Origin of the sequence: Alterinioella nitratireducens (assembly GCF_013155465.1) — a bacterium.
Taxonomy (GTDB): Bacteria; Pseudomonadota; Alphaproteobacteria; order Rhodobacterales; family Rhodobacteraceae; genus Alterinioella; species Alterinioella nitratireducens.
In genome coordinates this window covers 249,593-263,628 of record NZ_JABJVX010000005.1, presented here as the reverse complement: position 1 = coordinate 263,628, position 14,036 = coordinate 249,593, and the positions used below count along the sequence as shown (strand labels likewise).

The window sequence follows — 14,036 nt, the reverse complement described above, 5'->3', positions numbered from 1 at the left end:
GGCCTCGCTTCGCTATGCGAAGGCTCCGCTCAGCCCGCGCTACCGGCGGGAGTTACACCAACTGTTGGGACACTGCTCGCCGGTTACTTCATGAATATCTGAACGTAAGAGATTGTAGGTTGATAGATACTTGGCAAGCGGCCCTGACGGTCGCAAACCAGAAACCCCAATCTTTATGTCTGTCGCTAAGTCCTTGCATCTTTCGGAAAGCAGAACTTGTAGCGGTTCCTGTTTCGGGCGTCTTCGCATGATTGCATCAAGCCAAACCCCACAGGCAAAGCCCGCGACCACAAGTGACAGCCAAAATATCCACCGCTGCAAGACTAGGCCCAAGAGCCAGTCAGGGACATGTCCAGCAAGGAGTTGATCCAGCTGACGTTGCGCTGCCCAAACCTCAATGTTGAGGTAAATAATGGGAGTAGCGGCGAACATCAAAGCACCAAGTAGATATCTGATGGATCTACGCATCCATCGACCATGCAGCAGCGCTTCGGATTCGTGGAGTCATTTCACCACACCGCTTGGAGCGTCTGATACATAAGGCCGCGCATGAGCGCCTTGGAAGGCGCTTGACCACCTTCACCCCGAAGACAACGGGATGCGCCGTGATCGCTACTCCGTCGCGGTCCCTTCACCACCCTCTTCCGTGGTCTCGTCCGTGGTCTCCACCAAGCGCCCGTCTTCCCATTCGCCCTGCACGACCCGGCTTTCCTCGCCATCGGTCGCGGCATAGGTCATCGTGCCGGAACCCTGCCGCGTGCCGTTCACGAAGAGGCCCTGGTAGACATCGCCATTGGCATAGGTCGCGCGGCCCATGCCGTTGATCTCTCCGTCTTCCCATTCGCCGCTATAGGTGAAGCCGTCGGGCATGGTCAGCGTGCCCTCGCCATCGCGCTGACCGGCGTTGAATTCACCGTCATAGACAGTGCCATCGGCATAGGTCGCGATGCCCGATCCGTGCCGCAGCCCGTCGGCCCAGGCCCCCTCGTAGCGATAGAGGAATTCGGGCTCGTCATACTCCTCCCCCGCGGCCTCGGCGGCGGCAGCTTCTTCCGGGTCGTAGTCGGGATTGGCGTTGGTCATCACGCCCTGGCCATGCTGGCGGGCATTGAGGAACTGGCCCTCATAGACCAGCCCGTTGGTATAGCGCGCGACACCGAAGCCCTGGATCACGCCCTCGACCCAGTCGCCCTCATAGGTCGATCCGTCCTCATAGGTGATCGTGCCGCGCCCATGCGCGAGGTCGTTGCGGAAGGTGCCCTCGTAGACCGAGCCGTCGGGATAGGTCACGCGGCCTTCGCCCTCGATCCGACCGTCGACCCACTGGCCCTGGTAATAGTAGCCATCCGCGCCGCGGAACTCGCCCTGGCCATGGCGGCGGTCATTGGCGAACTGGCCCTCGTAGCGGTCGCCATTGGCGTAGCGCACGATCCCCGATCCCTGGCGCTGACCGTTGACAAGCTGGCCCTCATAGACGTCTCCATTGGGCTGCGTCAGCGTGCCATGGCCGTTGATCTGGCCGTTATCCCAGGCGCCTTCGTAGATCACGCCATCGGGCATCTCCAGGCGGCCCTGGCCGGATCGCTGGTCATTTTCGAAATTGCCGGTATAGACCGCGCCATCGGGATAGGTGATCGTGCCCTGGCCCTGCTTGCGCCCGTCGACCCAGGCGCCCTGGTAGCGGTAGCCATTGGGGCTGTCCATCGTGCCTTGCCCGTGATGCAGCGCGTTGCGGAAGCTGCCCTCGTAGCGCACGCCGTTGGCATAGAGCGCGAGGCCCGTGCCATTGATCCGCCCCTCGGACCACTCGCCCTCATAGGTGGAGCCATCGGCGAAGGTGATCATGCCGAAGCCTTCGGGCCGGCCGGCGGCAAAGCTGCCCTCGTAGATCGAGCCATCTGGGAACACCGCGCGGCCCTGGCCCCGAATCTCGCCATCGACCCATTCGCCGGTATATTCATAGCCATTGGGCAGCCGGTAGGTGCCCGTGCCATGCTGCACGCCGCCCCGGAAGGTGCCCTCGTAGATGCCGCCGCCTTCATATTGGTGGATCTCGATCTCGCCGGAGTCCTGCGCCCATGCGGACCCCGCCAGCATCACCATGAGGGGGATGATCGAAATGACCCGCCGCAGCGTGCCTGCACCTGATTGGCTCACCTGATGTCTCCTTCGGAGAAATTGTTGTTCGGCCCGGGCCTTAACCTAGTGGAGGGGCGGTATCGTCGCAATCTCTTTTGCCAAAGGTGGCTTGGCGGCAGGCGGTGATCTGCTAGAACCGGGCCCGAGCAGTGCCCTGAGCAGAGCCCGAGGAGGCCCAGATGTCCGACACGTTCCGCCTCACGCTGGCGCAACTCAACGCCACCGTAGGCGCGCTGGAAGACAACGCCGACCGCGTGCGCGCCGCCTGGCAGGAGGCGAAGCTGGCCGGGGCCGATATGGTCGCCTTCCCCGAGATGTTCATCACCGGATACCAGTTGCAGGATCTGGTGCGCAAACCTGCCTTCGCGGCGGATGTGCAACGGGTTCTGGAACGTCTGGCGGCGGATTGTGCAGACGGCCCCGCGATCGGTATCGGCGGCCCCTGGCCCGGCCCCGACAAGCCCTTCAACGCCTATTTCATCTTGCAAGGCGGCAAGATCACCGCCCGCGTGCTCAAGCAGCATCTGCCGAATTACAAGGTCTTCGACGAAAAGCGCTACTACCACGCGGGCACGCCGCAGGGGCCGGTCTCGGTCGGGCCGCTGCGCATCGGGGTGCCGGTCTGCGAGGATGGCTGGTTCGAGGATGTGACCGAGACGCTGGAGGAAAGCGGCGCGGAAATCCTGTTGATGCCGAACGGCTCGCCCTATCATCGCGGCAAGATGAATATCCGCCAGGCGGTGACGGTGGCCCGCGTGATCGAGACCGGGCTGCCGCTGGTCTATCTCAACCTTGTCGGCGGGCAGGATGACCAGGTCTTCGACGGGGCGAGCTTCGTGCTCAATCCCGGCGGTGTGCTGACCCATCAGATGCCCGCCTTCGACGAGGCGATCACCCATGTCGATTTCACCCGCACCGACGCGGGCTGGCGCGCTGTCGAGGGCGAAAGGGTCGTCCTGCCCGATACATGGGAATCCGATTACCGCGCCATGGTCGAATCGGTGCGCGACTACGTCGCCAAAACCGGGTTCAGCCAGGTGCTGCTCGGCCTGTCGGGCGGGATCGATTCGGCCATCGTCGCGACCATCGCCGCCGATGCGCTCGGGCCCCGGAACGTGCATTGCGTGATGATGCCCTCGGAATACACCTCGCAGGAAAGCCTCGATGACGCGGCGGAGGTCGCGGGCAATCTCGGCTGTCGGCTGGATACCGTTCCCATCTCGGGCGCCCGCGCCGCGATGACCGAGGCGCTGGCGCCGCTCTTCGCGGGCACGGAGCCCGGTCTGACCGAGGAAAACATCCAGTCCCGCCTGCGCGGCGTCATCCTGATGGCGCTGTCGAACAAATTCGGCGCGATGCTGCTGACCACCGGCAACAAGTCCGAGGTCGCGGTCGGATATGCCACGATCTACGGTGACATGGCGGGCGGCTACAACCCGATCAAGGATATGTACAAGACCCGCGTGTTCCAGACCTGCCGCTGGCGCAACGCCAATCACCGCCCCTGGATGCGGGCCGCAGCGGGCGAGGTCATCCCGCCCCGCGTCATCGACAAGCCCCCCACGGCCGAGTTGCGCGCCGACCAGAAGGACAGCGACAGCCTGCCGCCCTACGAGGTGCTCGACGAGATTCTGGAAATGCTGATCGACAAGGAGGCCTCGGTCGCCGATGTCGTGGCCATGGGCCATGACCGCGCCATTGTGAAGAAGGTGGAACACCTGCTCTACATCTCGGAATACAAGCGCTTTCAGAGCGCGCCGGGCGCACGGCTCAGCGAAAAGGCCTTCTGGCTGGACCGCCGTTATCCGATCGTGAACAGGTGGCGGGACGGGAGTGAATGACTAGCATTAGGATCAGTCTTGGGCAGTGTCATAAGGTATCTGAGTAAATGGCCATCAATTTTCATCCGCGTGCCGGGCAGATTCTGATGTGCGACTTCAAAGGGTTTGTGAAGCCGGAAATGGTTAAGGTCAGGCCGGTGATGGTCGTGTCCCCTCGGCTGCCGCACAGATCCAGCATTGCGACCATTGTTCCGATCAGCCTTACCGCGCCTGTGCATAGCGAGCCCTATGTCGTCCGGCTGTCAAAGAACTATCACCCGGCGGAGTCGGATGACCTTGCATGTTGGGCGAAATGCGACATGCTGATGAATATCGGGTTGCATCGTCTTCAAGGGTTCAAGTTGGATCGCCGGAAATGGGCAACGCCGCAAGCAAATGCTAAGGATTTACATGCGGTTAGGATCGGTGTGCTATACGGCTTGGGAATGCCGCCAAAGCAGGAGTAACAACATGTTACTTGATTCAGGTGCGGGCGCTCACTACGTCTCGGGTGTATCCCGTTTATCGGGCTTTAAGACCTAGAGTACTAGGCAGGTTGATCACTGAGCGATGACAAGCTCCGATCAGCCTAGATATTGTCAATGTCCCTGAAGGCCCTGCTCGCGCGGGGCTTTCTTGTATTTTGGGCATGGAGTCACCCGCCCTCGATAATATTCCGCGGTCCCGCTCCGCGCGCGCCCGCCGCATCATCGGGGTTGTAGAGCGCACAGCTCTTCAGGCTCAAACACCCGCAGCCGATACAGCCATCCAGCTTATCCCGCGTCCGCTGCAACTCCGCAATCCGCGCATCCAGCCGCTTGCGGAACATGCGGCTGATCTTTCCCCAATCCGCCTTGGTCGGCGTGCGGCCTTCGGGCAGCTTCGCCATCTCGCCCCGGATCTCGGCCAGCGTGAACCCCAATTCCTGCGCGATTTTCACGAAGCTGAGCCTCCTTATGTCCGAGCGCCGGAACTGCCTCTGCCCCGCCTCCGTGCGGATCGGATGCACCAGCCCCTCGGTCTCGTAGTAACGGATCGCCGAGACGGCCATGCCGGTGCGTTCGGCGATCCGGCCAATGGGCAGCATGTCGTTTGGCCTGCGCATGAAGAAACCTCTTGAGCTAAAGTGAGCTTGTGGAATTAGACCACACCCATGACACCCGAATCAAGGACCCACACCATGACCCAGGCCTTTCTCGAACACGCGAACATCACCGTCACGGACCCGCAGGCCTTTGCCGACTTGCTCTGCGATCTCTTCGACTGGCGCATCCGCTGGCAGGGCGATGCGAAATCGGATGGCTATTCGATCCATGTCGGTGGCGACGCTTCCTATATCGCGCTCTACAGCCGGGGCGGTGTGACGCCGACCACGAACAGCTATTCGACGCCGGGCGGGCTCAACCATATCGGCGTGGTCGTTCCGGATATTGCGGCGGTCGAGGCGCATGTGCGCAAGGCGGGGTTCTCGCCCCACAGTCACGGCGATTACGAGCCGGGTGTGCGGTTCTATTTCGACGGGCCGGACGGGGTCGAGATCGAGGTCGTCAGCTACCCTTAGGCGCGAGGTCGCTTGCGATGCTATCATGGCGCGGCAGGAGGGCCGCGTCATGAGCCCGCGTGAGAACAAGACCCAACCGACGGAGCACTCCGTCGCCGAGTTCCTGGCGGGCGTCGAGCATCCCGTCCGGCGCGCAGATGCGCAGGCGCTGGATACTCTGTTTCGCGCGGTGACGGGGTTCAACCCGGTCATGTGGGGCGACAGCATCATCGGCTATGGCCGCTACCACTACACCTACAAGACGGGGCGCGAGGGGGATTTCCTGGCCACCGGGTTTTCTCCGCGCAAATCCAGCCTCTCGATCTACATCATGCCGGGATATGGCGAGTTTCAAGGCCTTCTGGATCGACTCGGCAAGCACAAGACCGGGCGCGCCTGCCTCTATGTCAACAAGCTGGCGGATATCGACACGGACGTGCTGGCCGAGTTGATCCGCGCGGGTCTGCGCGATCTGGCCAGGCACTGGCCGGTGGAACCGACCTAGCGCAGCCAGTTCAGATCGTCGATGAAGCACTCTATCGGGCGGGGTTCCGTTCCGGTCAGGACGAGCCGACCGGCAGGGGTGATGCCCAGGTCCAAAGTGCCCTCGCTCCATTGACCGCCATAGACGACGTTGCGCGAGGCCGGATCGCGTTCCAGCAGCGCGCCGTACGGGTAGGAGGTCCAGAGCAGCACCGGGTCGGTCTCCACCCGAACCAGCCGCACCGGCGCGGCGTGGGTCGGGCAAAAGACAAGGGTCGTCCTGCTCTGGCCCCGATAGCCGTCGGGCAACAGCTCCATATTCCAAATTTCACCGATCCGACGCATTGCGTTGAGGCGGATGCAGGGCAGGGGGCTCGCGGTCGAAACGCAGGCGTCGAGCCGTCGCAACGTCGCCTCGCCAATGATCGCCGCAGCGATGCGTGCCGCCGGAGTCAGCATCGGGTTGTCCTGCACCGCGCGCTCGGTCGTGGCCAGTTCCAGCATCAGGACGCGCACCTGAGCGTCGGCGCAGGCCACGGGCCAGACCGGGCGCGGCGACGTCTCGCATTCCGAGGCGGCGGCGGGGGATGCGACGATGACTAGAAACGCGAGGATCCGGAGCAGCATGACCGCCAGCGTGGCGTCGGGCTGTCCCTGGGTCAAGCTCTACTCCCACCAGCGGTCGATTGTGGCGATATCGGCGTCGGACCAGCCCATGTGATGGGCAAGTTCATGCACATAGACATGCGCGATCAGCGCGCCGAGGCCGATATCGCCGCGATCGGCCCATTCCTCCAGGATCGGGCGGCGGAAGAGCCAGATGACATCCGGCCCATGCGGCTGGTCCATCACCGATTTCTCGGTCAGCGGGATGCCCTCGTAGAGGCCGGTCAGGTCATAGGGGCTCTCCATCTCCAGCGCGTCCAGCATCTCGTCGCTGGCGAAATCCTCGACGCGCAGCGCAACCTCGCGCGCGCGGGCGGCATAGGGGGCGGGCAGGGCATCGCGGACGGCGCGCGCCATGTCGTCGAAAGCCTCCAGGCCGGGGGGCAGGGTATTGGTCCAGTCACTCATGGCGCCCATCAGACACCAAGCCGGTCACCCCATCAACTGCCCGCTTTCCGGCACCCAGGCGAACCCGTCACCCGCGCGATCGACAAAGCCCAATGCGGGGAAGGGCATGTGATAGCCGATGGCGGGGATGCGGTCGGTGGCGATCATGTCCAGCACCTCGCGGCGGCTGGCGGCGGCGGCTTCCTTGTCCATGTCAAAACGCACCTCCCAATCGGGATGGGCGAGGGACCAGACCGGGTGATTGGCCAGATCGGCAAAGAGCACCAGTCGCGCACCGTCGCTTTCGATGTGGTATCCCATATGCCCAGGCGTGTGGCCGTAGGCCCCGACGCTGGTGATGCCGCCCGCCACATCCTGACCGGGGGCGAGGAAGCTCATCCGGTCGGCCAGCGGGCGCACCTTGCTATTGAACCCGTCATTGCCCGCCCCGGCCCAGTGGTCGTATTCTACCTGGCCCGTGACATAGGCCGCGTTGGGAAAGGTCGCCGCGCCGAGATCCATCAGCCCGCCGATATGGTCGCCATGCATATGGGTGATCACCACGGTGTCGACCTGGTCGGCCTCGTACCCCGCCTCCATCAGCGCGCCGGTAATGCCGCCGGGGTTGAGGCCGGTGTCGAAGAGGATCACCTGCGAGCCGGTATTGACCACCGTGGGCGTGAACCAGAACCGGCTTTCATCGGTCGAGAGAAAATGCGCCCGGCTGACCTCCTCGAACTCTTCTTCGGGCACGTTCAGTCCGAAAATCTCCTGCGGATCGGGCCGCATGTTGGTGCCGGCCAGGATCGTCGTCACTTCGAAACTGCCAAGCATGAACCGCCGGTGCCGCGCGAAGGAGGGGCCAAGCGGCGGCGCCTCGGCCATGAGCGGTGTGGCGAGGCCGACGAGCGGCAGGGCGGCGGCGGCCCCCATCAGGCGGCGGCGGGTTACATCGGTCATCTCAAATCTCCCCTTGGCTTGGCCCTTGCAGGGTAACCGGAAGCGCCCCGCCTGTCGCTCAAAATGCCGCGAGGTCGGCGCGAAACTGGACAATGGCGCGGCTCTGTGAAACAGGATCGCCCCGAGAGATAAGGATATCCGCGCCATGACCGTCACCCGTTTCGCCCCGTCCCCCACCGGCCGCCTGCATGTCGGAAACCTGCGCACGGCGCTGTTCAACTACCTGATTTCGCGCAAGGCGGGCGGCACATTCATCCTGCGGCTCGACGATACCGACCCGGAACGCTCGACCCGGGCTTTCGCGGACGGGATCCAGCGCGACCTGGAGTGGCTCGGCCTGACCTGGGACCGGCTGGAGCGTCAGTCGGAGCGGCTGGACCGCTACGCCGCCGCCGCCGATGAATTGCGCGCCAAGGACCGGTTCTACGAGGCGTTCGAGACGCCCACGGAACTGGACCTCAAGCGCAAGAAACAGCTCAACATGGGGCAGCCCCCGGTCTATGACCGCGCGGCGCTGAAGCTGAGCGAGGAGGAAAAGGACCGGTTGCGCGCCGAGCGCGGGCAGGGCGTCTGGCGCTTCAAGCTGAAACAGGAGCGGATCGAGTGGACCGACGGCATCCTGGGCGATCTGTCGATTGATGCGGCCAGCGTGTCCGACCCGGTGCTGATCCGGCAGGACGGGCAGGTGCTTTATACCATCGCGTCTGTTGTCGATGATACCGATATGGGCGTGACCCATGTGGTGCGCGGGTCCGATCACGTCACCAACACCGCGACGCAGATCCAGATCATGGAAGCGTTGGGGTTTGCTCCGCCCTCCTTCGCGCATCACTCGCTGTTGACGGGTCCGCAGGGCGAGGCGCTGTCGAAGCGCCTCGGCACGCTGGCGCTGGCCGATCTGCGCGAGGCAGGGGTGGAGCCGATGGCGCTGCTCAGCCACATGGCGCGGCTCGGATCGTCGCAGCCGATCGAGCTCTGTTCCGATCTGGATGAGCTGGCCGAGGGGTTCGATCTGGACCATTTCGGCGCGGCCCCGACCAAGTTCGACGTGAACGACCTCTACCCGATCACGGCGCGGTATCTGCATACGCTGCCGCTGGAACAGGTCGCCGATCAGATCGCGGAGATCGGCGTGCCGGAGGATCTGGCCGAGACCTTCTGGACCGTCGCCCGCGCCAACATCACCACGCGCAACGACATCGCGGGCTGGTGGCACCTGTTCCGCGATGGCGCCACGCCCGTGGTGGACGAGGAGGATCGGGAATTCGTGGCCGAGGCTTTCGCGCTCTTGCCCGACCCGCCCTATACCGCCGAGACCTGGGGCGCCTGGACCGGGGCCGTGAAGGAGGCGACGGGGCGCAAGGGCAAAGGCTTGTTCATGCCATTGCGCAAGGCTGTGACGGGGCTGGAGCGCGGGCCGGAAATGAGCGATGTCATGCCGCTGCTTCAGAAGAAGCCCGCTCTCTAGGAGGTGGCGAGTGGCGGGGCGACCCCCGCCCTATACCATGCCGCAACCGTTCAATTCGCGGGCACGCTGATGATGCAGCGTCCGGCGGCCAGCGCACCATTGCCCACCCATTCGCCGGTCCAGCGCCCGTTGCGATTACTGGCGGCACTGCGGCAGACCGGGCGGGCCTGCGCCTCATGCAGAAGCGGCATCACCTCGACGCTGATCTCGCGCCGGGGTGGCACGTCATAGGTGCAGGACCAGCGGAAATAGTCGACATTCTCGACCGCCCCGCGCCCGGTGGCCCCTGCCTGATCGGCAAGCATGTTGCAGCTGAGCAGTGCCTCGACCTCGTTCAGCGCCTCGATCTCGGTGCTCCGGCGTTCGGCCAGCGCGGATAGGGGGACGGTCGCGAGCACGAGGGTCCATAGGCCCCTTTGCAAAATCCTTTGGGTCATGGAAAATCTCCTTGTTTCAAAACGGGGATGGAAAAATCGGGCATCAGTCCCGCCCCACATGCCGCACCTCCGACAGGATCATCGGGTCCAATGGCGTGCCATCTGCGGTGGCGGCGTGCTGGCCGTATGTCTTGTAGCCCGGCGGCACCAGCGTGCCGCGCGGTGCCTCGTCCAGAAAGATGAACTTGGCTGTCTCCGGCGAAAGCTCGAACCAGCCGGGATCGTCGAACGTGCCGGCATAGACCCCGAGCCGGTCGGGCCAGCGATCGAAGGTCAGATGCGTCTTGGTTCCGCAGGCATCGCAGAAATGAGCATAGACCTCCCGACCGCTGCCGCCCGAGATATGCGTGTAGACCCTTGGCTTGCCCGAGGTGATGCGGAACCGGTCGATTAGGAAGATCGGTTCCGTCATCTGATGCGATCCGGTGGCGCGCTGGCAGAACCTGCAAGAACAGATCGTGACCCAGTCGGGCGATCCTTCCACCTCGTAGCGCAGCGCGCCGCAGAGGCATCCCCCGGTTGCATGTGTCATTGATCCATCCCCCTTGTCCGGAAGAGTATCGCAGAGATCGGGGTTTGCTCATAGCATTGTGCGCCAGCGCGCGGAAATCGCAGGGACGTCAGGGGCCGGTTCTGCTACGCAGTCGGGGTGACCAACCGTGCGAAATTCCTGTCCGGCAGCCTCTTCCGCCACATCACCGTGATGGCGCTGACCTCGTCCGTCGGGCTGATGGCGGTGTTCGTGGTCGACCTGGTGGACATGCTGTTCATCGCCATGCTCGGCAAGGCGGAGCTTGCGGCGGCGGTTGGATATGCGGGTGCGATCCTCTTCTTCACCTCGTCTTTCGGCATCGGAATGGCGATTGCGACAGGCGCGCTGGTGGCGCGCGCGCTTGGGTCGGGCGATGACGATCTTGCGCGGCGCAGGGCGACGACATCGCTGCTCTACGGGGTCGCTTTCGGCTCGCTCTTCGCGCTGGCCGTCTGGCTGTCGCTGGCTCCTCTGACGGCGCTTCTGGGGGCGTCGGGCGAGACGCAGGACCTGGCCATCGGGTTCTTGCAGATCGTGATCCCGAGCTTGCCGATGATGCTGGTCGGCATGGTCGGCGGCGCGATCCTGCGCGCCCATGGGGCCGCGCGCACGGCGATGATGGCGACGATCACGGGCGGTGTCGTCAACGCGGTGCTGGACCCGATCCTTATCTTCGGGCTGGACCTGGAACTGACCGGCGCGGCCATCGCCAGTTTCGCGGCGCGGGTGGCCATTGGTATCGCCGCCCTGATCCCGATCCTGCGCCATTACGGCGGATTGACCCGGCCCACGCGGGATGATCTGCGCGCCGACCTGGCCCCGATCCTGACGCTCGCGCTGCCCGCGATCCTGACGCAATTGGCCACGCCCATCGGGCAGGCCTATGTCACCCGCGCCATGGCCGAGTTCGGTGAGGACGCGGTGGCGGGCATGGCGGTGGTCGCACGGCTGATCCCGGTTTCCTTCGGGGTGATCTTCGCGCTGTCGGGGGCCATCGGGCCGATCATCGGGCAGAATTACGGGGCCGAGCGGTTCGACCGCGTCAGCCGCGCCTACCGCGACGGGTTGATCTTCACCGCCATCGTGGTCGTTGCGATCTCGACCATCCTCTTTCTGCTGCGCGGGGTCATCGCGGACCTGTTCCAACTGGACGGGGTGGCGCGTGACCTGATCTTCCTCTTCTGTGGGCCGCTGGCGCTGGCGTGGTATTTCAACGGGATGCTCTTCGTGTCGAACGCGGCGTTCAACAATCTCGGTCGACCGCTCTATTCCACCGGGCTGAACTGGGGGCGGCACACGGCGGGGACCATTCCCTTCGTCATCCTCTTCGCGGCCTGGCTCGGCGCGCCGGGGGTGCTGATCGGACAGGCGCTTGGCGGCGTGCTGTTCGGGCTGCTGTCGGCGGCGCTGGCGCTGCGCGTCATCGCCCGCCATGACGCACCGGGCGAGCCTGCCCCGTTCACCCGGCAGGCCCGGCTGCTGCAGATGTTCCACAATCGGCGTTAACCGGTCGCCAATCCCGCCCGTGCATCACCGGGGGTCATGCGCTGTTCCGACGCCGGTTCCTGCGGCGGGCGGTGCTGGCGGATTTCCTCGCGCAGGGCAGTGTCGCAGATCACCTCGGCCAGCCCCGAGAGGTGGCGGTCGACCACGCGCATCTCATCCTCGGTCAGGCTCTGGTGGCGCGGGTAGATCGGCGCGGCGCGGTCATCCAGCACCACCGTGTCCCAGCCATGCGTGGTGGCAAAGAAACGCTCCGCCCCGGCGGGGCCGAACTCGCGCAGATAGCCCTGCACGACCACGTCGATATAGCTCAGCAGGACCGGATGGCGCGCATCGGGGCTGTCGTCTTCCTCGATCACGGTGCGGTAGATCTGGATGTCGGACAGCGGCGGCCGGTCGGCGGGGTCGTGGAAAATCTCGGCCACCGGATTGCGCCGATAGGCCCATTCGCGTTCATCCAGCGCCGCCCAATCGGCCCCCGGCACGGCGGCGATAAGGCCGTCGATATCCTCGCCATCGGCTTCCACGGCGGTCAGGAAGGCGACGGGCCGCAGCCGGGTGCGCTTCCACTGGCGGGCCCACCCCCTGACGCGGGCGCGTTCGACCTGCGGATAGGTGTGGGTGGCGCGGTTCACGAGGCTGCCATAGCCAAAGAAAAAAGGATCGGACATGCGCGGACCATGCCTGTGCGCGCCCTGCATAGCAACCCTCTTGCCGAACCGGCAAAGGTTGGTATTCTCCACCACGTTCGATCAGGGAGAATCCGGGGTAACAGCCGGTGCCGAAGGAGCAACCGCCCCGGTAAACTCTCAGGCTGCAGGACCTGGCCGGACATGAGGACAACTCTGGAGAGTGGTGCATCGCACCCGCCGAAGGGATAACGATCTCAGGCGAAAGGACAGAGGGGGCATCGGGTTTCGCGCGAGGCACGCGCGGGGGTTTGCGATGCCGGGCGATTCCCCGGTGACATTTTGATCGGGGGGACCGCCATGGGCGACCTGAAGAGACTGCCGCTACACGAGTTGCACGCCGAGCTTGGCGGCAAGTTCGTGCCCTTCGCGGGCTATGAAATGGCGGTGCAGTATCCCGCGGGCGTGATGGCCGAACACCTGCATACGCGCGAAAAGGCGGGGCTGTTCGATGTCAGCCATATGGGCCAGGTGCTGTTGCCGCTGGACGCCGATGCGGCGCTTGAGGGGTTGGTGCCGGTGGATGTGCAGGGGCTGAAATGCTGCCGCCAGCGCTACGGCCTCTTCACCGCGCCGAACGGCGGCGTGCTGGATGACCTGATGATCGCGCGGCGGCGGGACGATCTGTTCCTGGTGGTCAACGCGTCCCGCAAGGAGCACGACATCGCGCATCTCAAGGCGCATATCGACGGGGTCGAGGAGGTGACCGACCGCGCCCTTCTGGCGTTGCAGGGTCCGCAGGCCGAAACCGCCATGGCGCGGCTGGTGCCCGGTGTGACTTCGATGAAATTCATGGATGTGGTGCAGACCGATTGGGCCGGGTCCGAGCTGTGGATCAGCCGTTCGGGCTATACCGGCGAGGACGGGTTCGAGATCTCGGTGCCCGCCGATGTCGCCGATACCTTCGCGCGCGAACTGCTGGAGATGGAGGAGGTCTCCCCCATCGGATTGGGTGCGCGCGACAGCCTGCGGCTGGAGGCGGGAATGCCGCTTTACGGGCAGGACCTGGACGAGGATATCTCGCCCATCGAGGCCAGCATGTCCTGGGCGATCAACAAGGTCCGGCGCAAGGGCGGCGACCGCGAGGGCGGGTTTCCCGGCGCCGAGCGTATCCTTGACGAGATGGAGACCGGCGCGCCCCGCCGCCGCGTAGGGCTCCGCCCGGAAGGCCGCGCGCCGATGCGCGCCGGTGTGCCGCTCTATGCCGAGGCCGAGGGCGGCTCGGAGATCGGCATGGTCACCTCTGGCGGGTTCGGCCCCTCGGTCGGTGCGCCGATCGCCATGGGGCTTATCGACAATACCATCCCCGCCGACGCCACGCTTTATGGCGAGGTGCGCGGCAAGCGGCTGCCGGTTGCGCAGGCCGACCTGCCGTTCCACAAACCCGATTACAAACGCTGAAAAACCAACTG

15 protein-coding genes and 2 riboswitches are annotated in these 14,036 nt (G+C 64.7%); of the genes, 7 read left to right on the top strand and 8 right to left on the bottom strand.

The features are described from left to right. Nucleotides 1–612 precede the first annotated feature (612 nt). A complete protein-coding gene (locus HNS34_RS11010; protein WP_172320124.1) occupies nt 613–2,103 on the bottom strand; it encodes an MORN repeat-containing protein in 1,491 nt (496 codons plus the stop codon). 215 nt (nt 2,104–2,318) lie between these two features. Between HNS34_RS11010 and HNS34_RS11005 the strand changes: the two genes are divergently transcribed. Further along, entirely contained in the window at nt 2,319–3,980 is a 1,662-nt protein-coding gene (locus HNS34_RS11005) for an NAD+ synthase (RefSeq protein ID WP_172320111.1), read from the top strand. Nucleotides 3,981–4,027: 47 nt separating this feature from the next. Then, nucleotides 4,028–4,426 carry a type II toxin-antitoxin system PemK/MazF family toxin gene (locus tag HNS34_RS11000; RefSeq protein WP_172320110.1) on the top strand — a complete coding sequence of 133 codons (399 nt, stop codon included), beginning with the start codon at nt 4,028–4,030 and terminating at the stop codon, nt 4,424–4,426. Between the two features lie 188 nt (nt 4,427–4,614). Here HNS34_RS11000 and soxR read toward each other — a convergent pair whose 3' ends face one another. After that, nucleotides 4,615–5,064 (bottom strand): redox-sensitive transcriptional activator SoxR, encoded by a 450-nt coding sequence (soxR, locus tag HNS34_RS10995; protein ID WP_172320109.1) that lies wholly within the window; start codon nt 5,062–5,064, stop codon nt 4,615–4,617. A gap of 75 nt (nt 5,065–5,139) precedes the next feature. Between soxR and HNS34_RS10990 the strand changes: the two genes are divergently transcribed. After that, nucleotides 5,140–5,520 carry a VOC family protein gene (locus HNS34_RS10990; RefSeq protein ID WP_172320108.1) on the top strand — a complete coding sequence of 127 codons (381 nt, stop codon included), beginning with the start codon at nt 5,140–5,142 and terminating at the stop codon, nt 5,518–5,520. A 49-nt stretch (nt 5,521–5,569) separates the two neighbouring features. Next, nucleotides 5,570–6,004 carry a DUF1801 domain-containing protein gene (locus tag HNS34_RS10985; protein ID WP_172320107.1) on the top strand — a complete coding sequence of 145 codons (435 nt, stop codon included), beginning with the start codon at nt 5,570–5,572 and terminating at the stop codon, nt 6,002–6,004. Here HNS34_RS10985 and HNS34_RS10980 read toward each other — a convergent pair. Genes HNS34_RS10980 through HNS34_RS10970 form a run of 3 tightly spaced genes read right to left on the bottom strand, consistent with a single transcriptional unit; the run spans nt 6,001 to nt 7,995 of the window. Continuing rightward, nucleotides 6,001–6,645 carry a hypothetical protein gene (locus tag HNS34_RS10980; RefSeq protein WP_172320106.1) on the bottom strand — a complete coding sequence of 215 codons (645 nt, stop codon included), beginning with the start codon at nt 6,643–6,645 and terminating at the stop codon, nt 6,001–6,003. The genes HNS34_RS10985 and HNS34_RS10980 overlap by 4 nt on opposite strands. 3 nt (nt 6,646–6,648) lie before the next feature. Then, nucleotides 6,649–7,056 (bottom strand): metallopeptidase family protein, encoded by a 408-nt coding sequence (locus HNS34_RS10975; RefSeq protein ID WP_172320105.1) that lies wholly within the window; start codon nt 7,054–7,056, stop codon nt 6,649–6,651. A 24-nt stretch (nt 7,057–7,080) separates the two neighbouring features. Beyond that, nucleotides 7,081–7,995: an MBL fold metallo-hydrolase gene (locus tag HNS34_RS10970; RefSeq protein ID WP_172320104.1), complete on the bottom strand. Its 915-nt coding sequence runs from the start codon at nt 7,993–7,995 to the stop codon at nt 7,081–7,083. A gap of 145 nt (nt 7,996–8,140) precedes the next feature. Between HNS34_RS10970 and gltX the strand changes: the two genes are divergently transcribed. Then, nucleotides 8,141–9,463, top strand: a complete 1,323-nt coding sequence (gltX, locus tag HNS34_RS10965; RefSeq protein ID WP_172320103.1) for a glutamate--tRNA ligase — start codon at nt 8,141–8,143, stop codon at nt 9,461–9,463. A gap of 50 nt (nt 9,464–9,513) precedes the next feature. On the opposite strand, the gene HNS34_RS10960 is transcribed toward gltX, so the two are convergent. Both HNS34_RS10960 and HNS34_RS10955 read right to left on the bottom strand, forming a co-directional pair. Next, nucleotides 9,514–9,900, bottom strand: coding sequence for a hypothetical protein (locus tag HNS34_RS10960; RefSeq protein ID WP_172320102.1), 387 nt, complete (start codon nt 9,898–9,900; stop codon nt 9,514–9,516). A gap of 43 nt (nt 9,901–9,943) precedes the next feature. Continuing rightward, on the bottom strand, nt 9,944–10,432 hold the full coding sequence (locus HNS34_RS10955; protein ID WP_172320101.1) for a GFA family protein: 489 nt from the start codon (nt 10,430–10,432) through the stop codon (nt 9,944–9,946). 171 nt (nt 10,433–10,603) lie between these two features. On the opposite strand from HNS34_RS10955, the gene HNS34_RS10950 reads away from it, so the two are divergent. After that, complete coding sequence (locus HNS34_RS10950; protein ID WP_172320123.1) at nt 10,604–11,938, top strand: MATE family efflux transporter; 1,335 nt, start codon at nt 10,604–10,606, stop codon at nt 11,936–11,938. Here HNS34_RS10950 and HNS34_RS10945 read toward each other — a convergent pair. After that, the gene (locus HNS34_RS10945; RefSeq protein WP_235952691.1) at nt 11,935–12,606 is read right to left on the bottom strand and encodes a gamma-glutamylcyclotransferase family protein; all 672 of its coding nucleotides are present in this window, start codon (nt 12,604–12,606) and stop codon (nt 11,935–11,937) included. The genes HNS34_RS10950 and HNS34_RS10945 overlap by 4 nt on opposite strands. A gap of 73 nt (nt 12,607–12,679) precedes the next feature. Beyond that, a riboswitch (glycine riboswitch) is annotated at nt 12,680–12,770 on the top strand. Further along, nucleotides 12,771–12,847, top strand: a riboswitch (glycine riboswitch). Between the two features lie 77 nt (nt 12,848–12,924). On the opposite strand from HNS34_RS10945, the gene gcvT reads away from it, so the two are divergent. Continuing rightward, complete coding sequence (gene gcvT, locus HNS34_RS10940; RefSeq protein WP_172320100.1) at nt 12,925–14,025, top strand: glycine cleavage system aminomethyltransferase GcvT; 1,101 nt, start codon at nt 12,925–12,927, stop codon at nt 14,023–14,025. Nucleotides 14,026–14,036: the final 11 nt, after the last annotated feature.